The sequence below is a fragment of the Pseudoxanthomonas sp. LjRoot127 genome, from assembly GCF_964253495.1.
Classification (GTDB): domain Bacteria; phylum Pseudomonadota; class Gammaproteobacteria; order Xanthomonadales; family Xanthomonadaceae; genus Pseudoxanthomonas_A.
Window position 1 is genome coordinate 386,507 of sequence record NZ_CAXUQR020000001.1, and the last position, 24,121, is coordinate 410,627.

26 protein-coding genes are annotated in these 24,121 nt (G+C 66.5%); 16 read left to right on the forward strand and 10 right to left on the reverse strand.

Annotation, left to right across the window (positions count from 1 at the left end):
* Nucleotides 1-70: 70 nt before the first annotated feature.
* Nucleotides 71-1,690, reverse strand: a complete 1,620-nt coding sequence (murJ, locus tag ACSQ19_RS01875) for a murein biosynthesis integral membrane protein MurJ (protein WP_435999635.1) — start codon at nucleotides 1,688-1,690, stop codon at nucleotides 71-73.
* 128 nt (nucleotides 1,691-1,818) lie between these two features.
* Between murJ and rpsT the strand changes: the two genes are divergently transcribed.
* On the forward strand, nucleotides 1,819-2,088 hold the full coding sequence (rpsT, locus tag ACSQ19_RS01880) for a 30S ribosomal protein S20 (RefSeq protein WP_062355047.1): 270 nt from the start codon (nucleotides 1,819-1,821) through the stop codon (nucleotides 2,086-2,088).
* A 154-nt stretch (nucleotides 2,089-2,242) separates the two neighbouring features.
* On the forward strand, nucleotides 2,243-2,497 hold the full coding sequence (locus ACSQ19_RS01885; RefSeq protein ID WP_435999637.1) for a hypothetical protein: 255 nt from the start codon (nucleotides 2,243-2,245) through the stop codon (nucleotides 2,495-2,497).
* A gap of 54 nt (nucleotides 2,498-2,551) precedes the next feature.
* Here ACSQ19_RS01885 and cgtA read toward each other — a convergent pair whose 3' ends face one another.
* From cgtA to rplU, 3 genes are all read right to left on the reverse strand, one after another.
* Entirely contained in the window at nucleotides 2,552-3,604 is a 1,053-nt protein-coding gene (gene cgtA / locus ACSQ19_RS01890) for an Obg family GTPase CgtA (protein ID WP_296280458.1), read from the reverse strand.
* Between the two features lie 126 nt (nucleotides 3,605-3,730).
* Nucleotides 3,731-3,991 carry a 50S ribosomal protein L27 gene (gene rpmA, locus ACSQ19_RS01895; protein ID WP_142123858.1) on the reverse strand — a complete coding sequence of 87 codons (261 nt, stop codon included), beginning with the start codon at nucleotides 3,989-3,991 and terminating at the stop codon, nucleotides 3,731-3,733.
* A 12-nt stretch (nucleotides 3,992-4,003) separates the two neighbouring features.
* Nucleotides 4,004-4,312: a 50S ribosomal protein L21 gene (gene rplU, locus ACSQ19_RS01900; protein ID WP_055935657.1), complete on the reverse strand. Its 309-nt coding sequence runs from the start codon at nucleotides 4,310-4,312 to the stop codon at nucleotides 4,004-4,006.
* A gap of 429 nt (nucleotides 4,313-4,741) precedes the next feature.
* Between rplU and uvrA the strand changes: the two genes are divergently transcribed.
* Together uvrA and ACSQ19_RS01910 are read left to right on the forward strand one after the other, a co-directional pair.
* Nucleotides 4,742-7,687: an excinuclease ABC subunit UvrA gene (gene uvrA / locus ACSQ19_RS01905; RefSeq protein ID WP_296280447.1), complete on the forward strand. Its 2,946-nt coding sequence runs from the start codon at nucleotides 4,742-4,744 to the stop codon at nucleotides 7,685-7,687.
* Nucleotides 7,684-8,103, forward strand: coding sequence for an acyl-CoA thioesterase (locus ACSQ19_RS01910; protein ID WP_296280446.1), 420 nt, complete (start codon nucleotides 7,684-7,686; stop codon nucleotides 8,101-8,103). The genes uvrA and ACSQ19_RS01910 overlap by 4 nt, the downstream gene beginning before the upstream one ends.
* A 159-nt stretch (nucleotides 8,104-8,262) precedes the next feature.
* Here ACSQ19_RS01910 and ACSQ19_RS01915 read toward each other — a convergent pair whose 3' ends face one another.
* Complete coding sequence (locus ACSQ19_RS01915) at nucleotides 8,263-8,706, reverse strand: copper chaperone PCu(A)C (protein ID WP_435999641.1); 444 nt, start codon at nucleotides 8,704-8,706, stop codon at nucleotides 8,263-8,265.
* Nucleotides 8,707-8,744: 38 nt separating this feature from the next.
* On the opposite strand from ACSQ19_RS01915, the gene ACSQ19_RS01920 reads away from it, so the two are divergent.
* The gene (locus ACSQ19_RS01920; RefSeq protein ID WP_435999643.1) at nucleotides 8,745-9,524 is read left to right on the forward strand and encodes an enoyl-CoA hydratase/isomerase family protein; all 780 of its coding nucleotides are present in this window, start codon (nucleotides 8,745-8,747) and stop codon (nucleotides 9,522-9,524) included.
* A 17-nt stretch (nucleotides 9,525-9,541) separates the two neighbouring features.
* Here the strand turns inward: ACSQ19_RS01920 and ACSQ19_RS01925 are convergent, their stop codons facing one another.
* The 3 genes from ACSQ19_RS01925 to ACSQ19_RS01935 form a co-directional block, all read right to left on the reverse strand.
* Complete coding sequence (locus tag ACSQ19_RS01925; protein WP_435999645.1) at nucleotides 9,542-10,399, reverse strand: sulfurtransferase; 858 nt, start codon at nucleotides 10,397-10,399, stop codon at nucleotides 9,542-9,544.
* Entirely contained in the window at nucleotides 10,396-11,199 is an 804-nt protein-coding gene (locus ACSQ19_RS01930; protein WP_435999647.1) for a CoA pyrophosphatase, read from the reverse strand. Before ACSQ19_RS01930 ends, ACSQ19_RS01925 begins: the two co-directional genes overlap by 4 nt.
* A gap of 100 nt (nucleotides 11,200-11,299) precedes the next feature.
* Nucleotides 11,300-12,001, reverse strand: coding sequence for an FKBP-type peptidyl-prolyl cis-trans isomerase N-terminal domain-containing protein (locus ACSQ19_RS01935; RefSeq protein WP_299342852.1), 702 nt, complete (start codon nucleotides 11,999-12,001; stop codon nucleotides 11,300-11,302).
* A 163-nt stretch (nucleotides 12,002-12,164) separates the two neighbouring features.
* Here ACSQ19_RS01935 and ACSQ19_RS01940 point away from each other — a divergent pair, with 163 nt between their 5' ends.
* The 4 genes from ACSQ19_RS01940 (at nucleotide 12,165) to ACSQ19_RS01955 (ending at nucleotide 14,159) form a co-directional block, all read left to right on the forward strand.
* Nucleotides 12,165-12,947 carry an enoyl-CoA hydratase/isomerase family protein gene (locus tag ACSQ19_RS01940; protein WP_435999649.1) on the forward strand — a complete coding sequence of 261 codons (783 nt, stop codon included), beginning with the start codon at nucleotides 12,165-12,167 and terminating at the stop codon, nucleotides 12,945-12,947.
* Nucleotides 12,948-12,961: 14 nt separating this feature from the next.
* Nucleotides 12,962-13,327, forward strand: coding sequence for a hypothetical protein (locus ACSQ19_RS01945; protein ID WP_299342850.1), 366 nt, complete (start codon nucleotides 12,962-12,964; stop codon nucleotides 13,325-13,327).
* On the forward strand, nucleotides 13,324-13,989 hold the full coding sequence (gene nth / locus ACSQ19_RS01950; protein ID WP_435999652.1) for an endonuclease III: 666 nt from the start codon (nucleotides 13,324-13,326) through the stop codon (nucleotides 13,987-13,989). The genes ACSQ19_RS01945 and nth overlap by 4 nt, the downstream gene beginning before the upstream one ends.
* A gap of 89 nt (nucleotides 13,990-14,078) precedes the next feature.
* On the forward strand, nucleotides 14,079-14,159 hold the full coding sequence (locus ACSQ19_RS01955) for a hypothetical protein (RefSeq protein ID WP_436001051.1): 81 nt from the start codon (nucleotides 14,079-14,081) through the stop codon (nucleotides 14,157-14,159).
* A gap of 66 nt (nucleotides 14,160-14,225) precedes the next feature.
* On the opposite strand, the gene ACSQ19_RS01960 is transcribed toward ACSQ19_RS01955, so the two are convergent.
* Together ACSQ19_RS01960 and ACSQ19_RS01965 are read right to left on the reverse strand one after the other, a co-directional pair.
* Nucleotides 14,226-15,791 carry a M28 family metallopeptidase gene (locus ACSQ19_RS01960; RefSeq protein ID WP_436001053.1) on the reverse strand — a complete coding sequence of 522 codons (1,566 nt, stop codon included), beginning with the start codon at nucleotides 15,789-15,791 and terminating at the stop codon, nucleotides 14,226-14,228.
* A gap of 254 nt (nucleotides 15,792-16,045) precedes the next feature.
* Nucleotides 16,046-17,344, reverse strand: a complete 1,299-nt coding sequence (locus ACSQ19_RS01965; RefSeq protein WP_296280436.1) for an OprO/OprP family phosphate-selective porin — start codon at nucleotides 17,342-17,344, stop codon at nucleotides 16,046-16,048.
* A gap of 434 nt (nucleotides 17,345-17,778) precedes the next feature.
* Between ACSQ19_RS01965 and pstS (ACSQ19_RS01970) the strand changes: the two genes are divergently transcribed.
* The 7 genes from pstS (ACSQ19_RS01970) (at nucleotide 17,779) to ACSQ19_RS02000 (ending at nucleotide 24,110) form a co-directional block, all read left to right on the forward strand.
* Nucleotides 17,779-18,792, forward strand: a complete 1,014-nt coding sequence (gene pstS, locus ACSQ19_RS01970; protein ID WP_296280435.1) for a phosphate ABC transporter substrate-binding protein PstS — start codon at nucleotides 17,779-17,781, stop codon at nucleotides 18,790-18,792.
* Nucleotides 18,793-19,001: 209 nt separating this feature from the next.
* The gene (gene pstS / locus ACSQ19_RS01975) at nucleotides 19,002-20,096 is read left to right on the forward strand and encodes a phosphate ABC transporter substrate-binding protein PstS (RefSeq protein ID WP_435999655.1); all 1,095 of its coding nucleotides are present in this window, start codon (nucleotides 19,002-19,004) and stop codon (nucleotides 20,094-20,096) included.
* Nucleotides 20,097-20,213: 117 nt separating this feature from the next.
* Nucleotides 20,214-21,185, forward strand: coding sequence for a phosphate ABC transporter permease subunit PstC (pstC, locus tag ACSQ19_RS01980; protein WP_296280433.1), 972 nt, complete (start codon nucleotides 20,214-20,216; stop codon nucleotides 21,183-21,185).
* A complete protein-coding gene (gene pstA, locus ACSQ19_RS01985; RefSeq protein ID WP_296280432.1) occupies nucleotides 21,185-22,036 on the forward strand; it encodes a phosphate ABC transporter permease PstA in 852 nt (283 codons plus the stop codon). Before pstC ends, pstA begins: the two co-directional genes overlap by 1 nt.
* Nucleotides 22,029-22,847, forward strand: coding sequence for a phosphate ABC transporter ATP-binding protein PstB (gene pstB / locus ACSQ19_RS01990; RefSeq protein ID WP_435999658.1), 819 nt, complete (start codon nucleotides 22,029-22,031; stop codon nucleotides 22,845-22,847). Before pstA ends, pstB begins: the two co-directional genes overlap by 8 nt.
* 8 nt (nucleotides 22,848-22,855) lie before the next feature.
* Entirely contained in the window at nucleotides 22,856-23,566 is a 711-nt protein-coding gene (phoU, locus tag ACSQ19_RS01995) for a phosphate signaling complex protein PhoU (RefSeq protein WP_299342842.1), read from the forward strand.
* Nucleotides 23,567-23,711: 145 nt separating this feature from the next.
* Nucleotides 23,712-24,110 (forward strand): HvfA family oxazolone/thioamide-modified RiPP metallophore, encoded by a 399-nt coding sequence (locus ACSQ19_RS02000; RefSeq protein WP_296280426.1) that lies wholly within the window; start codon nucleotides 23,712-23,714, stop codon nucleotides 24,108-24,110.
* Nucleotides 24,111-24,121 lie beyond the last annotated feature (11 nt).

Below are 24,121 nucleotides of genomic sequence, written 5' to 3' on the forward strand. Positions count from 1 at the left end.
CAGGGCGGACGCGCCAGGCGGCGGATCCGGGATGGTGCAAGACATTGAAGTATAGCCGGCCCGCCCGTCCTCAATGCCCACGCAGGTCTCGCGGCCGGATGCCCTGAACGTACAGCAGGCCGGCATACAGGCCGCCGCCGGCGCCGACCATCGCCGCAAGCCGCCAGCCGCGCTCCCACCACGTCCAGGCGGACCAGTCCGTCCACAGCAACCGGAACGCCAGCACCGTGAGCGTCATCGCCAGGGTGGCGATGCCGATCTGGCGCAGGAAACGCCCCCAGCCCGGCTGCCGGCGGTAAACGCCTGCTTTGCGAAGCAACCACGCCAGTTGCAGCGCATTGACCCAGCCGGCGATGGCAATGGCCAGGGCCAGCAGCGCATGCGCTCCGGGAATGCTCGCGAGCGCCTGCATCCAATCGCCGCCCGCCGCCTGCAGCGCGGCCTGCCCGGCAGGCGTGGCGTACAGCAGGCCGGCGAAGAGGCCGATGGTGCAAAACGCATTGGTCAGGACAGCCACCACGGCCGCCTTCACGGGCGTGCGGGTGTCCTGCCGCGAATAGAAGGCGGGGGCCAGCACCTTGACCAGCAGGAAGGCCGGCACGGCGGTGGATTGCGCGATCAGGCTCCAACTGCTCATGCGCGCGTCCATCGCAGTGAAGTTGCGGTACTGGAACAGGGTCGACATCAGCGGCTCCGCGCACAGGATCAAGCCTGCGCAGGCCGGCAGACCGATCATCAGGCAGAGGCGAAACCCCCAGTCGAGCCCCTTCGAATAGCCGTCGGGATCGGTCGCGGCATGCCGGCTGGACAGGTGCGGCAGGATCACCGTGCCGATCGCCACCCCGAACATGCCCAAGGGGAACTCCAGCAGGCGGTCGCTGTAATACAGCCAGGTGATGCTGCTGCCGATCAGGTACGAGGCCGCCATGGTGTTGAACAGCAGGTTGAACTGCACCACCGAGGAACCGAACAGCGTCGGGACCATCAGCGTCAGGATCTTGCGGACACCGGCATGGGCGAAATCGAGCCTGGGCCTCGGCAGCAGCCCCAGCCTCGCCAATGCCGGCAGCTGGAACCCCAACTGCAGGATGCCGGCGGCGAACACGCCCCACGCCAGCGCCTTGACCGACCCGCCCATCAACGGAGCCAGCCCCAGCGCTGCGGCGATCATCGCGACGTTCAGCAGGACCGGGGACAGCGCGGGCACCGCGAACCGCTGGTAGCTGTTGAGGATGCTGCCCGCCAGCGAGGCCAGCGAAATGAACAGCGCGTAGGGAAAGGTGATGCGCAGCATCTCGATGAACAGCGCATGCTTCTCGCCCCCGACCTCGAAGCCGGGCGCGATCACCCTCGTCAACCACGGCGCCGCCAGCAGGACCACCGCGGTGACCACCAGCAGGGCCGCCAGCAAGGTACCCGCGACCCGGTCCACCAGGTTCCTGACCGCATCCTGCCCGTACTTCTCCTTGTATTCGGCCAGCACCGGCACGAAGGCCATCGAGAACGACCCCTCCGCCGACAGCCGCCGCATGAAATTCGGGATGCGGAAGGCCGCAATGAACACGTCCATGGCCGGGTTGGCGCCAAAGACGATGGCGTAGACCTGATCCCGCACCAGCCCGGAGACCCGGGACAGGAACGTCATGGAACTGAAGATGGCGGTGGAACGAAGCAGCCGGTTACCGCTCATCGCCCCCCCTCTGCCCGGGGACGACCCAGGTTGACGCAACCCATTGAATGCCCCATAATTTCCGGCTCAATTTACCCGTCTTCCGTTCACCCCCTGAATTCTCTCAGGTATTCACCAGGAATCCCACCGTGGCCAATATCAAGTCCGCCAAGAAGCGCGCCAAGCAGACCGTCGTGCGCAATGCGCGCAACGCCGGTCAGCGTTCGATGCTGCGCACCGCCGTCAAGAAGGTCCTGAAGGCGCTCGACGCCAATGACGCCGCCGGCGCCCAGGCCGCGTTCGTCTCGGCCCAGCCGATCCTCGACCGCCTCAGCTCGCGCGGCCTGATCCACAAGAACAAGGCTGCCCGCCACAAGAGCCGCCTGAACGCCCGCATCAAGGCCCTGCAAGCGGCCTGATTCACGGCGGTACGCAACGCGAAGACACGGAAACCCGCCGAAAGGCGGGTTTCTTTTTGGTGCCTGGCGCCCATTGACGCCCTCGCCTCGCCGAGGGTCTGATGCCTGCGCCTAGCCGACCGGCGATGGCGGCGTTCGCTTCTGCAAGGCAGCGGTGGAAGCCGGCAAGACCTATTACTTCAGGACCCACATCATCGACGGCATCTGGGGACTCTCGCCGGTGCATCAGGACGCGCTAGCCGGCAAGGATTTCGAAGGATGGGACAAGGGTACCCGGCTGACGATCAACAGCCCGAAGTCGCTGGAATGGGGAGAGGCCAATCTCGAAAGCGCCACCCGGCGCCACAAGGCACTGGAACCCCAGGTGATCGCCGATTCCGCCTCGCTGCGCGTGCAGGACGGCCGCTGATGCTCGATCACGAGAAACGAAAAACCCGCCTTCCGGCGGGTTTTTCGTTGCCACTCAACCCTCGCGGGCGGCCTCGTCGGCCTCTTCCTTCTGCCGATCGAAGAACGCCATCACGTCCTTCATGATCGGCCAGGTGCCCTCGCGGGAGATGGCGGACACCTGGTACCAAGGCTGTGTCCAGCCCAGGCTGGCGATGATCTCGGCAGCGCGCTCTTTCGCCTCGTCCTCGAACATCAGGTCGGCCTTGTTGAGCACCAGCCAGCGTGGCTTCTGCAACAGCTCCGGGTCGTGCTTTTCCAGCTCGCGTTCGATGGCGCGGACCTGCTCGACCGGATCGACGTCCTCGACGCCGCCTTCCATCGGCGCCATGTCCACCAAGTGCAGCAGCAGGCGCGTGCGCTGCAGGTGGCGCAGGAACGTCGCGCCCAGGCCGGCACCGTCGGCGGCCCCCTCGATCAGCCCCGGAATGTCGGCGATCACGAAGCTGCGATGCGCTTCCACGCTGACGACGCCGAGATTCGGGTACAGCGTGGTGAACGGATAGTCGGCCACCTTCGGCGTCGCCGCCGACACCGCCCGGATGAAGGTGCTCTTGCCGGCATTGGGGAAGCCCAGCAGCCCGACATCGGCCAGCAGCTTGAGCTCCAGCTTCAGCAGGCGCTCTTCACCCTCCTCGCCCGGCGTGGCCTTGCGCGGCGCACGGGTGATCGAGCTCTTGAAATGCATGTTGCCAAGGCCGCCCTTGCCGCCCTTGGCGACCAGCAGGCGGTCGCCGTGTTGGGTCAGGTCGCCGATGACTTCATCGGTACTGACATTGGTGACGACCGTGCCGACCGGAACGGTGATGGTCAGGTCGTCGCCCGCCTTGCCGTACATCTGCCGACCCATGCCGTTCTCGCCACGCTGGGCGCGGAACTGGGTCTGGTGGCGGAAGTCGACCAGCGTATTGAGGTTCTCGTCGGCCTGCAGCCAGACGCTGCCGCCGTTGCCGCCATCACCCCCGTCCGGTCCGCCCAGCGGAATGAACTTCTCGCGCCGGAAGCCCACGCAACCGTTGCCGCCGTTGCCGGCGCCGACCAGGATTTCTGCTTCGTCTACGAGTTTCATGAGAGCCGGGAGTGGGGTTCGGGAGTGGAGAGTGGGAGAAGCGGGTGCGCTGCCCGATCATTGCCGGGTCTCGAAACGAAAAGCCCCGCACGCGGCGGGGCCCTTCGCTCGACGTGTGCGAAAGCCTCAGGCTTCCGTCACCACGCTCACGGTGCGGCGCTTCTTGGCGCCCTTGATCGAGAACTCGACCTTGCCGTCGACCAGCGCGAACAGCGTGTGGTCGCGGCCCAGGCCGACGCCCGGACCCGGATGGAACTGGGTGCCGCGCTGGCGGATGATGATGTTGCCCGCGTCGATCGCCTGGCCACCAAACACCTTGACGCCCAGCATCTTCGGGTTGGAGTCGCGGCCGTTGCGCGATGAGCCTACGCCCTTTTTATGTGCCATGACTGCTTCTCCTTACTTGTTGATGCCGGTGATTTCGATTTCGGTGTAGTGCTGCCGGTGACCCTGACGCTTCATGTGGTGCTTGCGGCGGCGGAACTTGATGATGCGCACCTTGTCGGCGCGGCCATGGCCGACGACCTTCGCGGTGACCGTGGCGCCCTTCAGGGCGTCACCCAGGCTGATGGTCTCGCCATCGCCCAGCATCAGGATGTTGTCGAAGGTGAGCTCATTGCCGGCTTCGGCCTCGAGCTTCTCGACGCGGAGCGTCTCGCCCTTCATCACGCGGTACTGCTTACCGCCCGTGACTACGACTGCGTACATGTGGATTCCTTGGTTTCTGTAGTTATTTTCTGGAGCCTGCCCGCCATCGAGGGCGAACAGAAGCGGAATTCTAGTGGATTCATGGGGTTACGGTCAACCGACCCCTGCGTCGCGAGCCGCGCGGCCATCCGCTCGCGCTTTGCGGACCGGAACTGTCCGCATGGACGCCCATGCTGGCGGGTCCCGCTTCCCCCTCCGCCCTGCACGATGGCATCGCATTCCCTTGTAACTCAGCCACTTGGATGCGCCGGGAGGACGGCGCTGCGACATCGCCCGATGACCTCCTAGCGGCTGCCCCGCACGGAGCCCGTGAGTGCCCATGCTGACTGCCCACCTACCCTTCCCCCTCGTTTCGCTGGCAATGGCGGTATTTGCCCCCACCTAGGCAGATCGCTACGCTTCCTTGTTCGCTTCCGGATCCCCCACCCGATGGCCATGGACTTCATCCGCATCCGCGGAGCCCGTACCCACAACCTCAAGAACATCGATCTCGACCTGCCGCGCGACAAGCTGATCGTGATCACCGGCCTGTCCGGTTCCGGCAAGTCATCGCTGGCGTTCGACACCATCTACGCCGAGGGCCAACGCCGCTACGTGGAATCGCTGTCGGCGTACGCGCGGCAGTTCCTGTCGGTGATGGAAAAGCCCGATGTGGACCACATCGAAGGCCTGTCGCCGGCGATCTCGATCGAGCAGAAATCCACCAGCCACAACCCGCGCTCCACCGTCGGCACGATCACCGAGATCTACGACTACCTGCGCCTGCTGTACGCACGTGTCGGCCTGCCGCGCTGCCCGGACCACGGTTATCCGCTGGAAGCCCAGACCGTCAGCCAGATGGTCGACCAGGTGCTGGCGCTCGACGGCGAGCAGCGCTACATGCTGCTGGCGCCGGTGATCCGCGAGCGCAAGGGCGAGCATGCGCAGGTGTTCGACCAGTTGCGCGCGCAGGGTTTCGTGCGCGTGCGCGTGGACGGCGAGCTGTACGAGATCGACGCCGTGCCGGCTCTGGCGCTGCGCCAGAAACACACCATCGAGGCAGTGATCGACCGCTTCCGGCCGCGCGAGGACCTCAAGCAGCGCCTGGCCGAGAGCTTCGAGACCGCGCTGAAGCTGGGCGACGGCATGGCACAGGTGATGTCCCTGGACCAACCGGAAACCGCACCGCTGCTGTTCTCGTCGAAGTACTCCTGCCCGGTCTGCGACTACTCGCTGCCGGAACTGGAGCCGCGCCTGTTCTCGTTCAATTCGCCGGTCGGCGCCTGCCCGACCTGCGACGGCTTGGGCGTTGCGCAGTTCTTCGATCCCTCGCGCGTGGTCGTGCATCCGGAACTGTCGCTGGCCGCCGGCGCCGTGCGCGGCTGGGATCGCCGCAATGCGTACTATTTCCAGCTGATCGCCTCGCTGGCCAAGCATTACCAGTTCGACACCGATGCGCCCTGGCAGTCGCTGCCCGCAAAGGTGCAACAGGCCGTGCTGTACGGCAGCGGCGAAGACGTCATCACCTTCACCTACCTCACCGAATCGGGCGGACGCACGCAGCGCAAGCACCGCTTCGAAGGCATCGTGCCGAACCTGGAGCGCCGTTACCGCGAGACCGAATCGCCCGCGGTGCGCGAGGAGCTGGCGAAGTACATCAGCGACCGGCCCTGCCCCGACTGCCAGGGCGCGCGCCTCAACAAGTCCGCGCGCAACGTGTTCGTCGCCGACCGTCCGCTGCCGTCGCTGGTGGTGCTGCCGGTCGACGAAGCGCTGGCGTTCTTCCGCGGTCTCGACCTGCCGGGCTGGCGCGGCGAGATCGCCGCGAAGATCGTGAAGGAAATCGCGGAGCGCCTCGGGTTCCTGGTCGACGTCGGCCTGGATTACCTGACGCTGGAGCGCAAGGCCGACACCCTGTCCGGCGGCGAGGCGCAGCGCATCCGACTCGCATCGCAGATCGGTGCGGGCCTGGTGGGCGTGATGTACGTGCTCGACGAGCCCAGCATCGGCCTGCACCAGCGCGACAACGAGCGCCTGCTCGGCACGCTGACGCGCCTGCGCGACCTGGGCAACACGGTGATCGTGGTGGAGCACGACGAGGACGCGATCCGCCTGGCCGACTACGTGCTCGACATCGGCCCGGGCGCTGGTGTGCACGGTGGCGAGATCGTCGGACAGGGAACGCTCCAGGACCTGCTGGAAGCACCGCGTTCGCTCACCGGCCAGTACCTTTCCGGCAGGCGTCGGATCGAGGTGCCCAAGGCCCGCCACAAGGCCAACCCGAAGATGACGCTGCACCTGCGTGGCGCCACCGGCAACAACCTGAAGGACGTGGACCTGGACATTCCGTCCGGCCTGTTCACGTGCATCACCGGCGTATCGGGTTCGGGGAAGTCGACACTGATCAACGACACGCTGTATTCGCTCGCCGCCAACGAGATCAACGGAGCCTCGCACAAGCCGGCACCGTACCGCGAAGTGACGGGACTGGACCTGTTCGACAAGGTCGTCGACATCGACCAGTCGCCGATCGGGCGCACGCCGCGTTCCAATCCCGCGACCTACACCGGCCTGTTCACGCCGCTGCGCGAACTGTATGCGCAGGTGCCGGAAGCGCGCGCGCGCGGCTACTCGCCGGGCCGCTTCAGCTTCAATGTGCGGGGCGGTCGCTGCGAAGCCTGCCAGGGCGACGGCCTGATCAAGGTCGAAATGCACTTCCTGCCGGACGTGTACGTGCCTTGCGACGTCTGCCACGGCAAGCGCTACAACCGCGAGACGCTGGAGATCCTCTACAAGGGCTACAACATCAACGATGTGCTGGAGATGACGGTCGAGGACGCCCTGACCCTGTTCGAGCCGGTGCCGTCGATCGCCCGCAAGCTGGAAACGCTGGTGGATGTCGGCCTGAGCTACATCAAGCTCGGCCAGAGCGCGACCACGCTGTCGGGCGGCGAAGCCCAGCGCGTGAAACTGTCGAAGGAGCTCTCGCGCCGCGATACCGGACGCACGCTGTACATCCTCGACGAGCCGACCACGGGCCTGCACTTCCACGACATCGAGCACTTGCTCGCCGTGCTGCACAAGCTGCGCGACGAGGGCAACACCATCGTGGTGATCGAACACAACCTGGATGTCATCAAGACCGCGGACTGGGTCGTGGACCTGGGGCCTGAAGGCGGTCACCGGGGAGGGCAGATCCTCGCGACGGGCACGCCCGAGGACATTGCCGCGCATGCGGATTCGCACACGGGTCGCTTCCTCGCCAAACTGCTGCCCACCGCCAAGGCGCCGAAGCCGACCAAACCTGCGGCCGTCGCGAAGCCCGACGTCCTGCCGCCGCGCAAGTCCGCCACCAAGAAGACCGCCAAGTCCACCACGAAGAAGGCCGCCCGATGAGCGACACCCACGATACCGGCCGCAAGCTGCTGGCGAAGATTCCGATCAGCGTGCGCTGGCGCGACATGGACAGCATGGGCCACGTCAACAACGCCAAGTACATCTCGTATCTGGAAGAAGCGCGCGTACGCTGGATGCTGACCGTGCCGGACGTGTCGATGACCGACCGCATCGCCCCCGTCGTGGCCGCCAACAACATCAACTACAAGCGCCCCCTGACGTGGCCGAACGACGTGGTGGTAGAGCTCTACGTCGACCGGCTGGGCACCAGCAGCGTCACCATCGGCCACCGGATCGTGTCGGCGAAGGACGACAGCGTGCTGTATTCCGACGGCAACGTGGTGGTGGTGTGGATGGACACGCAGACCGGCCAGAGCGCGGCGCTGCCGGCGGCGATCCGCGCGGCGTCGGAGTAACCGCGGGAAGGCTGTAGGAGCGACGTGAGTCGCGACCGGAAACTCAAACAGCCATGGACTATCCGGACATCCAGCCGCTATACCGTCCCTACCCTGCTGCCCTGGCGCTTGGGATCTACGGTCGCGACTGACGTCGCTCCTACAACAAGCCGACGGATCTCAGGGCGACGACTTGCGCACCTCGAAGGTCACGGGCAGCGAACGGCCATCGGCCAACTTCAGCGTGATCACGGGCCTCTCGCCCGCCACCAACGACTGGTCGGCGCCATGCAGCATCAGGTGCAACCCGCCCGGCTTCAGCTCGACGGCCTTGCCTGGAGCGACGGGTAGCGCGGTCACTTCGCGCATGCGGCTGACGCCGTTCTCTTCGCGCGTTTCGTGCAAGGACACATCCTGGAAAGCCAGGCTTTCCGCGCCGACGATACTGACCGGCGTCCTGCACGGATTCTCGATGCGCACGAAGCCGGCCATCATCGGCATCGCGGCCGGCGGCAGGCGCACCCATGCCGCCTTGGCCACTGGGAGGCACTCCGCGGCATCGGCGGTCGCCATGCACGACAGCATGAGGGTGGACAGGCATAACATTTCGACGCGACGGTTCATGCGCCTATGATACCGGCCTGGCTTCAGGGAGAGGATGAATGACGACCGGACTCATCGAGACCATCGACCACGGCGACATCCGCGAGATCCGACTGGCGCGCGCACCGGTCAATGCCCTCAACACCGAGCTGTGCCGTGCGCTGATCGATGCGCTCAACGCCGCTCTGGATCACGGCGCGCGCGGCATCGTGCTGGCGGGCAATCCGAAGATTTTCTCCGCCGGCATGGACGTCCCTTATCTGCTGTCGCTTGGCGACAACCGCAATGCGCTGCTCGATGCCTGGCAAGCCTTCTTCGGTGCAGCGCGCACGCTGGCCGAGTCACGTGTCCCCGTAGTGGCTGCTCTCACCGGGCACGCACCCGCAGGCGGCTGCGTGCTGGCGCTGTGCTGCGACTACCGGGTGATGGCCCGCAGCGCGGATCCAGCGCGCCCGTTCGCACTCGGGCTCAACGAAACCCAGGTGGGCCTGGTGGTGCCGGAAGGCATCCAGCGGCTGATGCGCCGCGTGGTCGGTTCCTACCGCGCGGAGCGGCTGCTGGTCGCGGGCGAAATGGTGCCGGCCGAGGGGGCGCTGGAGATCGGACTGGTCGATGAGCTCGTCGACCAGGACAACGTCACGGCGCGTTCCATCGCCTGGCTGCAGCAATTGCTGCGGCTGCCGCATCAACCGATGCTGCAGACCCGCACCCTCGCCCGTCGCGATCTGGTCGAGGCACTCGATCCGTCGTTGATCCAGTTGGAGCGCTTCGTCGATGCCTGGCATGCGCCCGATACGCAGGCAGCCCTGCAGGCGCTGGTGGAAAAACTGAAGAAGTGACGTGAAGCGGGGTCGCGTCAGTCGCCGCGTGCGACGGGACGCGACGGATCGCTGATCCAGCCACTCCACGAGCCGGGATAGATCCGGGCGCCATGCAGGCCGGCATGCTCGAAGGCGAGCAGCAGGTGGCAGGCCGTCACGCCGGAGCCGCACATCAGCACGCTATCGCTGGCGGCGCGCGTGCCCAGTAAAGCAGCAAGCTCCGTGCGCAGCGCTTCCGCAGGCCTGAAACGGCCGTCATGCAGGTTCTGTGCGAACGGCCGATTGAGGGCGCCGGGTACGTGCCCGGCGACCGGATCGATCGGCTCGACATCCCCACGGAAGCGTTCTGCCGCGCGTGCGTCGAACAGCCAGCCGCTGGCTTCGCCCAGGCGCGAGGTCACTTCCTCCGCGCTGGCGAGCCGACGCGTGTCGAAGTGCGACGGGTACGGCGCCTCCGATGCCACCGGCGCGCTATCGGCCGTCTCCTTGCCGCCGAAAGCACGCCATGCAGCCAGGCCACCGTCGAGCACGGCGACGCGCTCATGCCCCATCACCTTCAACAGCCACCACAGGCGTGCCGCGGCCATGCTGCCGTCGCCCGCGTCGTACACCACCACCTGGTGCCCGGGTCCGATTCCCCACGCCCCCAGCGTGCGCGCGAAGGCATCGCTGTCAGGCAGCGGATGCCGTCCCTCTCCCGTCTTAGAAAGGTCGGAGAGATCGTGATTGAGATGGGCGTAGACGGCACCCGGCAAGTGCGATACGAGGTAGGCCTCGCGTCCCGCATCGGGCGCGGCGTTGAGCATCACGAAGCGCGCATCCACCAGCTTCAAGCGCGGATCGCCGAGCACGGCGGACAGGGAAGACGCGTCGACGAGGGTAGTCCAGTTCATTCGAGCTGCTCCAGCCGTTCCCGCAGGTTGAAGAGGATGGCCGCCGTCGCACCCCAGATACGCTGTCCCGGCCATGCGTATTCGAGCACTACCCGCCGGCGCCCGCGATAGTCGACCTCGACACGGCGCAGATTGTCCGGCGACAGCAGGTAGTCGAGCGGGACCTCGAACACGTCGGCCACTTCATTGGGGTCGGGCACCGGCACGAAGGCCGGATCGATCAGGGCGACAACCGGCACCACGCGGAATCCACTGATCGTGGTGAACGGATCGAGGAAGCCGAGTGGCGTGACCAGCGATGACGGCAGCGCGATCTCTTCGTGGCTCTCGCGCAGCGCGGCAGCGACGGCATCGGCATCCGTCGGCTCGATGCGTCCGCCGGGGAAACTGACCTGTCCGCCGTGATGGCGCAGGCCATCCGTGCGGCGCGTCAGCACCACCTGCGTGCCCTCCTTTCGCGGCACCAGGCCCGCCAGCACCGCGGCTTCGGCCAGGGGCCCGGGGGGGAGCAGGTCGATCAGTTCGCCATGGTTCCAGCCGGCTGCACGGGGCACCTCACCCAGCGGATGCAGTGCGCGGCGCAGATCGCCGCCCTCGCGCAGCCGACGCTCGAGCGGCACGCGACCCTGCTCGCGTGCGGGCAGCACGTGTTCCATCAGACGCAGGCGTTCGTCATCGTTCATCTGCGACCAGCGCGCGATCTCGGCCGTGGTGCGGAGGCAACCTTCGCACAGCCCGTCATTGTCCAGCGTACAGACGCCGATGCAGGGGCTGAGCACGGCGCGGAATGCGGTAGTCATGTCTTCGGGCACCTGCGGAGGGTAACGCGATGCGTCGCCCAGCGCGGAAACGCACTGCGCCGGCACTAGGCCGGCGCAGAGGGTGTAGCGACTGCTGGAATTACTTGACGCTGACCAGCTTGATTTCGAACACGACGGCCACGTTCGGGGGGAAGCCCGTGCGCGGGTCCGCGCCATACGCCTTGTCCGGCGGCAGCGCGACTTCCCACTTGGAACCGGCGGGCATCTGCAGCAGCGCTTCGCGCATCGCCGCCATCTCGACCGCACTGACCTTCAGGTCCTTCATCTGCTGCGCCGGACGCGCTTCCGCCGGACGCTGGCCGAACGGATACGGACCGGACACCAGCAGTTCAACCGTGCTCGCCTGGGTCGGCTTGGCGCCGGTGCCGTTCTCCAGCACCTTGTACGCGACACCGCTCGGCAGGGTCTTCACGCCCGCCTGGCCCTTGAACGTGCCGATGAACTGGTCGCTCTTCGTCTTGTTCTCGGCGGCGACCTTGTCGTACTCGGCCTTGGCCTGCTGGGCGCGCGACTGCTCGCGCTTCTGGAAGGCTTCCAGCGCGGGCTTCAGCTGGTCGGCGGTCAGAGCCGGCTGCTTCTTGGCGTAGGCGTCCTGCAGGCCCTTTACCACGGAATTGATGTCGAGCTGCTCGCCACGTGCGGTCAGCTCGGCAAGGTTGTTGCCGTAGTCGTAACCGAAGTAGTAGCTCAGCTTGCCTTTCTCGGACGAGACGTCCTGGGCCAGGGCGCTACCGGCCATGGCGAATGCCGCAACAGCGACCGCAATCGAACGCAACTTCATCAACACACTCTCCGATATGGCGACGGCGGCATACCGCCTGGAATGGACGCGCTAGGATAGCCGCCGGGGCGCTTAACCGCCACTGACGACAGGCTGCTCAGACCGGGCCCTGCGGGCGGAGTTCCGAATTCACCCAAATTTTACAAATCGACGCGAAAAACCCATGTCCGAACCTCTTGTCCTGGTCGCCGATGACGCCGGCGTCCGTCGCCTCACCGTCAATCGCCCCGACAAACTCAATGCCCTCAATGCGGCCACGCTGGACGCGCTGCAGGCCGCGTTCGACGACGCCGCGCGCGATCCCGGCGTCCGCGTGGTCGTCCTCACCGGTGCGGGGCCCAAGGCCTTCGTCGCGGGCGCGGACATCGCGGAGATGGCCGACCTGCGCGCGACCGACGGGCGCGACTTCTCGCTGCGCGGCCAGCGACTCATGCGCACCATCGAAACCTTGCCCAAGCCGGTGATCGCCATGATCAACGGTTTCGCACTCGGCGGCGGGCTCGAACTGGCGATGGGCTGCCACCTGCGCATCGCAGCGGACAGCGCCAAGGTGGGGCAACCGGAAATCAACCTGGGCCTGATCCCCGGCTTCGGCGGCAGCCAGCGGCTGCTGCGCCTGGCCGGGCGCTCGGCGACGCTGGAATTGTGTCTGCTCGGTGCGCCGGTGACGGCCGAGCGCGCGCTCCAGTTGGGTATCGTCACCCGCGTGGTGCCGGCCGCGGAACTGGACGCCGAGACACTGAAGATCGCGACCCAGCTTGCCGCCTCCGCACCGCTCGCGCTGCGGGCGACGCTCGACATCGTCAACATCGGCGGGGAATGCGGCATCGAGGAAGGCCTGCAGTACGAGAGCGCGCAGTTCGGCCTGATGTTCGCCACCGACGACATGCGCGAAGGCACGCGTGCGTTCATAGAACGACGCAAGCCTGCGTTCACCGGTCGCTGAGGCGGGAATCACGCGTGCCGGCCATCGCCTGCCCCAGCTGCGATCACGCGCGCATCCTGCGAGCGCACCTCACGGCCGACGATGTCGATGCCGCGATCGAGGGGGGCCTGATGGCGTTCCAGCCGTGCGACTGCGCGGGCGACGCAGTCACCGCTGTCTTGCAGGCCCAGCAGCGCCTGCGGACGGCCTGGGCCGCCAGGGCGCGTTACCGGCAACGTCAGGCGCGACTGGCATGCCGCGCGGCGGAGCGTGAGGCGCGTCGATTGAAGGTGAGCGACGTCGCCAGCGACATCAAGGTCGCGCGACCTGCCCTGCCCTCAGGCGCCGCCGCGATCCTGGCCCGCGCGAAGGCGAAGGCGGCGGAAAGGATGAAGCCGTGACGCGTGCAGCCCGGCGCAGCGCTACGCTCACCCGCGCCGAGGTCGTGGAGCTGTTCTCACGGCTTCGCGAACTCAATCCGAAGCCGACCACGGAACTGGAGTACAGCACCCCGTTCGAACTGCTGGTGGCGGTGACGCTATCCGCCCAGGCGACGGACGTGGGCGTGAACAAGGCGACGCGACGGCTGTTTTCCATCGCCAACACGCCGGCCGCGATCCTTGCCCTGGGCGAAGACGGGCTGAAGAAATACATAGCGACCATCGGCCTGTTCAATGCCAAGGCGAAAAACGTCATCGCCACCTGCCGCATCCTGATCGACGACCACGGCGGTGAGGTACCGCGATCACGAGCAGCACTGGAAGCCCTGCCTGGCGTAGGACGCAAGACCGCGAACGTGGTGATGAACACCGCGTTCGGCGAACCCACCATCGCCGTGGACACCCATATCTTCCGCGTCTCGAACCGCACGGGACTGGCGCCAGGCAAGGACGTGCGTGCGGTGGAGGACCGGCTGGTGAAGGTGGTGCCGGCTGAGTTCACGCAGGATGCGCACCATTGGCTGATCCTGCACGGACGCTACGTGTGCAAGGCCCGCAAGCCGGACTGCCCGCAATGCGTTATCCGCGATCTTTGCCGGTTCAAGGACAAGACTGTCGCTTGATGCGGCAATAACACCTGCCGCCGGCGCGGCCCTGTTGCAGACGGCGCACGCAGGCTGTTGCGGGCCGGCTGATCCTGCACGGACGCTACGTGTGCAAGGCCCGCAAGCCGGACTGCCCGCAATGCGTTATCCGCGATCTTTGCCGGTTCAAGGACAAGACCCTCGCCTGACGTAGCGTGCGCCATGCGCACGACATCGCATTGCCGGATTCCACGCGTTCGTGCGCGCAGCGCACGCTACGGCGCGTCGCGCTCGATGAAGGGCTTCCGGGGCAGGCGCTCTTCGCGCATCGCGGCGTGCCAGGCGAACGAGGCGATGATGGCCGCGGCCTGTTTCAGGTCTTCCGGCACCACGTGATCGTACGTGTCGAGATGCGTGTGGTGGACGTGGGTGAAGTAGTCCGCCGGATCCTGGACGAACTGGAATCCCGGCAAACCGACGCGGTCGAACGAAATGTGGTCGGTGCTGCCGGTGTTGCGCGTGGTGACGATGGTGGCGCCGAGATCGTTGAACGGTTCCAGCCAGGCCTTGAAGATCGGCACCGCCGCATGGTTTTCCTGCGCATAGATGCCGCGGATGCGCCCGGTGCCGTTGTCGAAGTTGAAGTAAGTCGAGAACCGATCGTAACCACGCTGGCGCTGCAGCGGGCCGGTACCTCGCTGGTAAGCGCGCGGCAGTGCCTTCTGTTCCGGATCGGTCGGTGCGGGATAGTCCGCCAGATGCCTGGCCACGTACCCGGCCGAGCCGTTCAAGCCCTGCTCCTCACCGCCCCACAACGCCAGCCGGATCGTGCGCCGCGGTTTCGCACCGACCGTCTTGAGGATGCGCATGGCCTCCATCATCACGACCACGCCCGCGCCGTTGTCGCTGGCGCCGGTGCCCGTGTGCCAGGAATCCAGGTGTGCGCCGATGATGACCAGCTCGTCCGCCTTGCCGCTGCCGGGAATCTCGGCAAAGGTGTTGGTGGCTGGCAGGTCCTCTGCGCTGGTGAACGCAGAATCGACGTCGATGCGCAGGCGCACCGGTTGCTTGCCCTGCACCGCACGCACCAGCGGGTTGTAGTGCTCCGCGGGAAGCACCAGCTCGGTCACGCCGACCGGTTCGCCGGCCTTGCGTGCGCCACCGCCGGTCGCGCGGATGATGCCGTTGTCCCACGAACTGATCGACAGCGTGGCCAGCACGCCCTCTTCGGCGAAGAACTCGTTCAGCGCCTTGCTCAGCGCAGTACGCTTGCGGTATTCGTCGAGGCGCTTCTGCTGGGCGTCGGGCGCGGCGTCTTCCGGCATGGGAAACGTCTGCAGCTCGCCCAGCTCGGCCTCGCTGTAGCGACGGAAGTCGTTCTTGTCGGACGGCTTGTAGGCGCGCGCTTCATCGACCAGCACGATGCGGCCGCGCAGCTTGCCGCGCTGCTTCCCGATGTCTTCCAGCGTCTTGAACGACGCCAGCACGACCTCGCCTTCGACCGGTCCGTCGGTACCGCGTGTCCAAGCCTTGGGCAGCGCATGGACCGGCAACTGGCGCGGCGACAGCATTTCGACGCGGGACGCACGGAAGGCCCAGCCTCGGCCGAAGGCCGGGTCGTACACCTCGTCATGCACGTTCGCGAGTCCCCAGCCGGACAGCTTGCCGCGCGCCCACGCGCTGGCCGCCGTGTAGTTGGGCGAATTGGTCAGGCGGGGACCGATGGTCTCGGTCAGCTCCTTGAGGTTCGCGGCCGCCTGGGAGCGATGGAGCGCCTCGCTGCGGATCTTCGCCACCATGTCCAGGTCGACGGGCTCGGCGGCCCGCGCCGCCCCTGCCATCGACAGGCCCGCCCACAACGCCACGCCAAGAACACTCGCCGAATGCTTCACCACGCCCCCTGGTTCGAAAAGGATCCCCATCCCTCGGCGACCCGGCCGTGCCTGGGTGCCACCGCCAGTGTCGCCGCCCCGTGCGTGACGGCCCCCTGCCAATGGTCATGGTCGCCGGCATCCCCGCTCCAGAAACGACAAGGCCCGGGAGACGATCCCGGGCCCTGCGTTCACGCGGTCGCGGACATGGCCGCGCGACGGTCTTACCAGGCGAACTGCGTGCGCAGCGCGTACTGGGCGGTCTCGTCGCCGGTGACTTCGTTGTCGCCCTGCGTGTAGTTGAACATGAAGCGCAGGTTCGGATTGACGTAGTAGTTCACGCCGAGGATCCAGCTGGTGACTTCGCGGTTCAGCGTTTCGTTCTCGACATAGTCGTAGCGGCCGGTCAGTTCCCACAAACCCTTGTCGGCGACCTTCGGCGAACCGAACACGCCGGTGGCGCCCTTGTACGGCTTGTGTCCGCCGTTGAGCATGAAGCTGCCCTGTACGTAGTACGTGGTCACATCCTGGTCGCGGCCCAGCGGCTGGCCGAAGGTCGCATCGGCGTACTCGGCCTGGAAGAAGGCCGGGCCGAACGAACCGGCGGCTTCCACCGCCATCACGTCGACGGTGTTGCGGCTGGCGCCGGTCGTGGTGGCGATCACCTGCGACGGACCGCGACGGCCGGCGTAGTTCGAGGTGGCGACCAGGTCGGCCGAACCGAGGTTGTTGTTCTCGGTGCTGTACCAGGCGCCGAAGTGCAAGGTGTTGTTGTCGTTGTTGATCGGGGCCCAGGTCACGCGGCCGGCGGCACCGGTGCCTTCGTTGCGCGTGGCGGCCGCGCCGCGCAGGTTGAACACGCTCAGCCCGGCGGTGTAGTTCTCGCCGGCGCGCAGGTAACCGACGCCCTGCTGGAACTGGCGGCCGGAGAACAGGCCGGTGGCGGAAGAGAACGGCCGCTCCATCGTCAGCAGTTCGTTGGAGCTGGTCAGTTCCTCCATCGCACGGTAGGGCTTGAAGTGGCCGATGGTGAACTTGCCGCCGAGCGCGGACTTGGCGATGTAGGCATCGCGCAGGCCGTCGAGGTTGGTGCCGGCGCCGAAGTCCTGCTCCATCTTGTATTCCCAGCCGTAGGCCTTGCCGGACAGGGTCAGGCGCGCGCGGCGGAATTCGGTCGTGCCGGTGGTGCTGGCGATGTCGCGATCGAACGCGTAGGTGTCGAAGTGGATGCGGCCGCCGATGCTGGCCTCGAACTTGCCGTCGGCCGAGGTCACCTTGACGCCGCCCTTGGTGTCGATCTTCGGAGAGCCGGTGGTGATCTTGTCGAGCTGCGCCGCCGTGTCCAGGTTCACGTCGGACTGCGCGTCGGTGCGCTCTTCCAGCTCGGCCACCTTGGCCGACAGCGCTTCCAGCTGCGCCTTCAGTTCGGCGATCGTCTGATCGCGGGAGTCGGCGGCGGACGCCGAGAAGCTGGTGCTGCCCATGGCGACGGCAAGCGCGGCGGCCAGGAGGGAATAACGCATGGTGACTCTCCGAGTGGAATGGGAAGTGAAAGCGCAGGCTTCGTGGGCGACCCGCTTCGTTTCCGAGATCACCTTCGGAAATCATTAAGCGCCCGTCAAAGATGCGCTAAAGGATGGGAGTGAAATCTTGCAGTCACATGTGAGTTTCATGACCGATGTGTGACAGCGGCGCCGTGGCCCCCAGGTGATCCCGGCTCGAAGGCGATGCATCTAAATGTATCGCGCCTTCAGAGGCAGATTGGATCGACATCGCCGGCGCATCCCCACCTTCGGCCCTTGCCCGCATCGATGCCATCCCGGCCTGGAGGTGCGGAGGCCGCCCAGCGTCACGCGACTGTCGCAATGCCGACACCGGGCTGTCACACAAACGTCGTGGAATGGCCACCCAACGGGCATGCCCGTCCTTCCACCCTGCCTTCTCCCAGGAGATTTCCGTGCTCAACTCGATCAAATCCCGCGTCGCGCTGCTCGCGCTCGCCTCGGCCTTCTCGGCGCAGGCGTTCGCCGCCGACGTGACCGGCGCTGGCGCGTCGTTCGTGTATCCGGTGATGACCAAGTGGTCCGCCGACTACGCCAAGGCCACGAACAACCGCGTGAACTACCAGTCGATCGGTTCGGGCGGCGGCATCGCGCAGATCAAGGCCGGCACGGTGGATTTCGGTTCGTCCGACGCGCCGCTGAAGCCGGAAGAGCTGGCCAAGTACGGCCTGGCCCAGTTCCCGTCGGTGATCGGCGGCGTGGTGCCGGTGCTGAACGTCGCCGGCCTGAAGCCCGGCCAGCTGAAGCTGGACGGCCCGACGCTCGCCAACATCTTCCTGGGCACCATCAAGACCTGGAACGACCCCGCCATCGCCGCCCTGAACCCGGGCCTGACCCTGCCGGCGCAGCGCATCACCGTGGTCCGTCGCTCGGACGGCTCGGGCACCACCTTCAACTTCGTCAACTACCTGTCCAAGGTCAGCCCGGAGTGGAAGACCAAGGTGGGCGAAGGCACCACCGTGCAGTGGCCGACCGGCGTGGGCGGCAAGGGCAACGAAGGCGTGGCCGCCTACGTGAAGCAGATCAAGGGCGGCATCGGTTACGTCGAACTGTCGTATGCGCTGCAGAACAAGATGGCCTACGCCAGCCTGAAGAACGCCTCCGGCAACTTCGTGCAGCCCAGCGACGAGACCTTCGCCGCCGCCGCCGCCAGCGCCGAGTGGGCCAAGTCCAAGGACTTCTACCTGGTCATGACGAATGCGCCCGGTGCGAACTCCTGGCCGATCACCGCCACCAACTTCATCCTGATGTACAAGGCGCCGAAGAAGGGCAACAAGGACGCCCGCGACTTCTTCCGCTGGGTCTACGCCAATGGCGACGCCCAGGCCAAGTCGCTCGACTACGTGCCGCTGCCGCCGGCGCTGGTGCAGCAGATCGAGACGTACTGGAAGGCCAACCTGAAGTACTGATCGCACCCCGCCGGCACGGTCTCTCCCCGTGCCGGCACCGGCGCCGCGACCCTCCCGCGCGGCGCTACCCCGACGGGCCTTCGGGCCCGTTTTCTTTTCCCGGCGCCCGCACCGCGCGTCGCATGACAGCGCGAGATGGCGATGTCATCACGCTGTAACAAAAACATCATTTCATAGCCGGGATCACACACGACCTGTCTGGAGAGCCCATGCCTATCTGCACTGCCCGCCTGGCCACGCTGGCCCTGGCCACCGCCTTCTTTGCCACGGCCTGCGGTGGCAAGACCGATGCACCGGCCCCGTCGGCCGGCGGCGATGCCGCCGCACCGGCCGCCAGCGGGTTCCAGCAGATCTCCGCCGAGCTGACCGGCGCGGGCGCATCGTTCATCTACCCGCTGATGGCGCGCTGGTCCACGGACTACAACAAGACCACCGGCGCCAAGATCAACTACCAGTCGATCGGCTCCGGCGGCGGCATCGCGCAGATCAAGGCGGCGACCGTCGATTTCGGTTCGTCCGACAAGCCGCTCTCTTCGGAAGAGCTGGCGCAGGCCGGCCTGGCCCAGTTCCCGTCGGTCATCGGCGGCGTGGTGCCGGTCATCAACGTGGAAGGCCTGCAGCCGGGACAGCTGAAGCTCAATGGCACCGTCCTGGCCGACATCTTCCTGCACAAGATCACCACCTGGAACGATCCGGCGATCGTCGCGCTGAATCCGGGCGTGGCCCTGCCCGCCGGCAAGATCAACACCGTGCACCGCTCCGACGGATCGGGCACCACCTTCAACTTCGTCAACTACCTGTCCAAGGTCAGTCCCGAATGGAAGTCGAAGGTCGGCGAAGGCACCTCGGTCAACTGGCCGGGCGGTGTCGGCGGCAAGGGCAACGAAGGCGTGGCCGCCTACGTGCGCCAGCTTAAGGGCTCCATCGGCTACGTCGAACTGGCCTATGCCGAGCAGAACAACATGTCGTACGCGTCGCTGCAGAACGCCGCCGGCCAGTTCGTGAAGCCCACGCCGGAGAGCTTCGCCGCCGCCGCGGCCAGTGCCGACTGGGCCAGCGCCAAGGACTTCAACCTGGTCATCACCAACGCGCCGGGCGAACAGGCGTGGCCGATCACCGCGACCAACTTCATCCTGGTCTACAAACAGCCCAAGGATGCGGCCAAGGCCAAGCACACGCTGGACTTCTTCAAGTGGGCCTACGAGCAGGGCCAGGCGCAGGCCAACGAACTGGACTACGTGCCGCTGCCGCCGGAGCTGGTCGGCCAGATCGAGCAGTACTGGAGCACCGAGATCAAGCTCTGATGCAGATCGTGCGGTGGGCCGTCCCGAGGGGCGGCCCGCTGTCATCACGCGGTAACCGCATCACCGTGCACTAGCGCCTCCCGCGTCACCCCGCCCCTTCCCCACTCCCCGGGTTGCATGAACGCCACCGCCCTCCCCGCCTCACTGACGGACGTGCGTACCGCGAAAGACGCGCGCGCCGACAGGCTGTTCCGGCTGACGCTGACCGGCGCCGGCATGTTCGTCCTGATTTCGCTCATCGCTGCCGCGCTTTCGATGCTGTGGGGCGGGCGCGAAGCGCTGCAGACCTTCGGCCTGGGCTTCTTCACCAGTACCGAATGGAACGTGGGTACGCGCGAGTTCGGCGCGCTGGTGCCGGTGTTCGGCACGCTGGTCAGCGCCGGCGTGGCCATGCTGATCGCGGTGCCGGTGAGTTTCGGCATCGCGGTGTTCCTGACCGAAGTGGCACCGGCCTGGATGCGCGGACCGGTGGGCATGGCGATCGAACTGCTGGCCGGCATCCCTTCGATCATCTACGGCATGTGGGGCCTCTTCGTGCTGGCGCCGCAGTTGAGCGAACACGTCTATCCGTGGATCAACGACAACCTCGGCCAGCTGCCGCTCGTCGGCGCGGTGCTTTCGGGTCCGCCGCTGGGCATCGGCATGCTGACCGCAGGGCTGGTGCTGGCGATCATGGTGATCCCGTTCGTGTCGTCGGTGATGCGCGAGGTCTTCCTGACGGTCCCGGGCCGACTGAAGGAATCGGCGTACGCGCTGGGCTCCACGAAATGGGAGGTCGTGTGGGACGTGGTGCTGCCGTATACGCGCTCGGCCGTGATCGGCGGCGTCTTCCTGGGCCTGGGCCGCGCCCTCGGCGAGACCATGGCGGTGACGTTCGTCATCGGCAACGCCTACACGATCAGCGCCGCTCTGCTGGAGCCCGGCACCTCCATCGCCTCCACCATCGCCAACGAATTCGCCGAAGCCACCGACCCGCTGCACAAGGGATCGCTGCTGCTGCTCGGCTTCACCCTGTTCCTGCTGACCTTCATCGTGCTGGCCGTCGCCCGCCTGATGCTGCGCCAGCTGGCCAAGCGCGAGGGCAACTGATGTCCGCGTCCCTGTACACGTTCCGCAAGGTCAAGAACGCCGTCGCCCTGACGCTGTCGATCGCCGCGGCCATCTTCGGCCTGATGTGGCTGGTCTGGATCCTGTGGACCACGATCACCAAGGGCATGGGCAGCCTGAACCTGGATTTGTTCACCCAGATGACGCCGCCGCCGAACGAACCCGGCGGCCTGGCCAACGCGCTGTTCGGCAGCGTGGTGATGAGCCTGCTGGCCATCGTGCTGGGCACGCCCATCGGCATCGCCGCAGGCACCTACCTGGCCGAGTACGCCAACAAGCACTGGCTGGGCGAAACGGTCCGCTTCGTCAACGACATCCTGCTGTCGGCACCGTCGATCGTGCTGGGCCTCTTCATCTACACCGTGATGGTGGCACAGATGGGCCACTACTCGGCATGGGCCGGCGCCGTCGCGCTGGCGTTCATCGCGTTGCCGGTGATCGTGCGCACCACCGACGAGATGCTGCGGCTGGTACCGCAGCAGATGCGCGAGGCCGCGCTGTCTCTGGGCGTGCCGCAGTGGAAGGTCACCACCCAGGTGCTGATGCGATCCGCGCTGCCGGGCATCGTCACCGGCATCCTGCTGGCGCTGGCACGCATCAGCGGCGAGACCGCGCCGCTGCTGTTCACCGCCTTCAACAACCAGTTCTGGAGCACGGATCTCAACCAGTCGATGGCCAACCTGCCCATGGTCATCTTCCAATACGCGATGAGCCCGTACGACTCCTGGAACTCGCTGGCCTGGGCAGGCGCCTTCCTCGTCACCGGCATGGTGCTGGTGCTCAGCCTGATCGCCCGAACCATCCTTCTTCGAAACAAGGTGACCCATGAATGACGCCGCCCGCATCGCCGTGGTGACGCCGCAGCGCCACGACGAACACGCCGCGACCGCCAGCGTGAAACTGGCCGCCAAGGGCCTGGACTTCTATTACGGCGATTTCCATGCGCTGAAGAACATCAACCTCGAAATCCCGGAAAAGCGCGTGACCGCGCTGATCGGACCCTCCGGCTGCGGCAAGTCCACCCTGCTGCGCGTGTTCAACCGCATCTACTCGCTCTACCCCAAGCTGCGCGCCACCGGCGAGGTACTGCTGGACGGTGAGAACATCCTCGATGCCCGGTATCCGATGAACCGCCTGCGCAGCAAGGTAGGCATGGTGTTCCAGAAGCCGGTGCCGTTCCCGATGACGATCTACGAGAACGTCGCCTACGGCATCCGCCACCACGAACGCCTCAACAAGGCCGACATGGACGTGCGCGTGGAGCAGGCGCTGCGCCAGGCCGCGCTGTGGGAAGAAGCCAAGGACAAGCTGAAGCAGAGCGCGCTGGGCCTGTCGGGCGGCCAGCAGCAGCGCCTGTGCATCGCACGCGCGGTGGCGCTGCGTCCGGACGTGATCCTGCTGGACGAACCGACCTCCGCGCTGGACCCCATCTCGACCAGCAAGATCGAGCAGCTGATCGAAGAGCTGAAGCACCAGTACACCATCGCCATCGTCACCCACAACATGCAGCAGGCCGCGCGCGTGTCCGACTACACCGCCTTCATGTACCTGGGCGAGCTGGTGGAGCACGACGTCACCTCGACGATCTTCTCCAACCCCGGCAAGCAGCAGACGGAAGACTACATCACCGGCAGGTTCGGCTGAGGACGCCCATGAACACCCAACCCAACGACCATATCGTGAAGAGCTACGACGAAGAACAGCGCCGCATCGTGGCGGAGATCGTGCGCATGGGCGAGACCGCCGTCGCCCAGCTGGAGGCCGCGCTGGACGTGGTCGAGCGCCGCGACGACAAGGCCGCGCAGCGCATCATCGCCAACGACGAGGCCATCGACGCCATCGAGCACCAGGTCAGCCACGACGTGATGCACCTGGCGCTGCGTGGCCCGATGGCGCGCGACCTGCGAGAGATCCTCGCCGGCCTGCGCATCCCCGCCGACATCGAGCGCATCGGCGATTACGCGGCCAATGTCGCCAAGCGTTCCATCGCGCTCAATGTGTCGCCGCCGATGCCACAGATCACCGGCCTGCGCGCGCTCGGCAAGCTGGCCGCCCGCCAGGTGCGCGACGTGCTGGTCGCCTACCAGAATGGCGATGCGGACCAGGCCGTGCAGGTGCGCGAGCGCGACGCCGAACTCGACGCGCACTACACCGCCCTGTTCCGCGAACTGCTGACCTACATGATGGAAGACCCCCGCAACATCACGCCGTGCACGCACCTGCTGTTCATGGCGAAGAACCTGGAGCGCATCGGCGACCACGCCACCAACATCGCCGAGAACATCTGGTTCCTCGTACACGGCGAACAGCCCTTGCCGCCCCGCGACAAGCGCGACGAGACCAGCACCACCGGCGCGGTCTGAGATTTCCGCACCGCAGCACCCCCGCGCCCCGCTTCCACGCGGGGCGCGAGCATTTCCGGGCATGCATACGGCCGGCTAACGGACTGCGTCTACACTGTCGCCACTTCCCGTGCGGCTCCGCCGCACCTCACTGGAGAGCATGACGATGTCCAAGACGAACAAGCCTGCCGCGGTCGCCATTGCCCTGGCCGGAGGCCTCGCCCTGACCGGTTCCGCGTTCGCGATGGAGCCGCTGTCGCAGGGTTACCTGCTGGCGGGCCAGGAAGCGGCGAAGGCGGCCGAAGGCAAGTGCGGCGAAGGCAAGTGCGGCATGGCCAAGGCCGACACCGACAAGGACGGCAAGGTCTCGCAAGCCGAATTCAACGCAGCCCATCCCGACAAGGCCGCGAAATTTGCCGAGATCGACACCAACAAGGACGGCTTCATCGATGCCGCCGAGCACAAGGCCCATGCCGGCGCCAAGGGCGCGGAGGGCAAGTGCGGTGAAGGCAAATGTGGCGAGGGCAAGTGCGGCGGCACCAAGAAGGCCGGCGAGACCAAGTAAGTCCGAAGCAG

Bases quoted from the DNA above. Each gene is read 5' to 3' on its own strand.
- pstA (WP_296280432.1), top strand. From the start codon at position 21,185: ATGTCCGCGTCCCTGTACACGTTCCGCAAGGTCAAGAACGCCGTCGCC.
- phoU (WP_299342842.1), top strand. From the start codon at position 22,856: ATGAACACCCAACCCAACGACCATATCGTGAAGAGCTACGACGAAGAA.
- pstS (WP_435999655.1), top strand. From the start codon at position 19,002: ATGCCTATCTGCACTGCCCGCCTGGCCACGCTGGCCCTGGCCACCGCC.
- pstC (WP_296280433.1), top strand. From the start codon at position 20,214: ATGAACGCCACCGCCCTCCCCGCCTCACTGACGGACGTGCGTACCGCG.
- ACSQ19_RS01925 (WP_435999645.1), bottom strand. From the start codon at position 10,399: ATGAACTGGACTACCCTCGTCGACGCGTCTTCCCTGTCCGCCGTGCTC.
- ACSQ19_RS01960 (WP_436001053.1), bottom strand. From the start codon at position 15,791: ATGGCAGGGGCGGCGCGGGCCGCCGAGCCCGTCGACCTGGACATGGTG.
- ACSQ19_RS01940 (WP_435999649.1), top strand. From the start codon at position 12,165: ATGTCCGAACCTCTTGTCCTGGTCGCCGATGACGCCGGCGTCCGTCGC.
- rpmA (WP_142123858.1), bottom strand. From the start codon at position 3,991: ATGGCACATAAAAAGGGCGTAGGCTCATCGCGCAACGGCCGCGACTCC.
- ACSQ19_RS01935 (WP_299342852.1), bottom strand. From the start codon at position 12,001: ATGAAGTTGCGTTCGATTGCGGTCGCTGTTGCGGCATTCGCCATGGCC.
- rplU (WP_055935657.1), bottom strand. From the start codon at position 4,312: ATGTACGCAGTCGTAGTCACGGGCGGTAAGCAGTACCGCGTGATGAAG.
- pstB (WP_435999658.1), top strand. From the start codon at position 22,029: ATGAATGACGCCGCCCGCATCGCCGTGGTGACGCCGCAGCGCCACGAC.
- ACSQ19_RS01920 (WP_435999643.1), top strand. From the start codon at position 8,745: ATGACGACCGGACTCATCGAGACCATCGACCACGGCGACATCCGCGAG.
- ACSQ19_RS01965 (WP_296280436.1), bottom strand. From the start codon at position 17,344: ATGCGTTATTCCCTCCTGGCCGCCGCGCTTGCCGTCGCCATGGGCAGC.
- ACSQ19_RS02000 (WP_296280426.1), top strand. From the start codon at position 23,712: ATGTCCAAGACGAACAAGCCTGCCGCGGTCGCCATTGCCCTGGCCGGA.
- uvrA (WP_296280447.1), top strand. From the start codon at position 4,742: ATGGCCATGGACTTCATCCGCATCCGCGGAGCCCGTACCCACAACCTC.
- murJ (WP_435999635.1), bottom strand. From the start codon at position 1,690: ATGAGCGGTAACCGGCTGCTTCGTTCCACCGCCATCTTCAGTTCCATG.
- ACSQ19_RS01930 (WP_435999647.1), bottom strand. From the start codon at position 11,199: ATGACTACCGCATTCCGCGCCGTGCTCAGCCCCTGCATCGGCGTCTGT.
- cgtA (WP_296280458.1), bottom strand. From the start codon at position 3,604: ATGAAACTCGTAGACGAAGCAGAAATCCTGGTCGGCGCCGGCAACGGC.
- ACSQ19_RS01915 (WP_435999641.1), bottom strand. From the start codon at position 8,706: ATGAACCGTCGCGTCGAAATGTTATGCCTGTCCACCCTCATGCTGTCG.
- ACSQ19_RS01910 (WP_296280446.1), top strand. From the start codon at position 7,684: ATGAGCGACACCCACGATACCGGCCGCAAGCTGCTGGCGAAGATTCCG.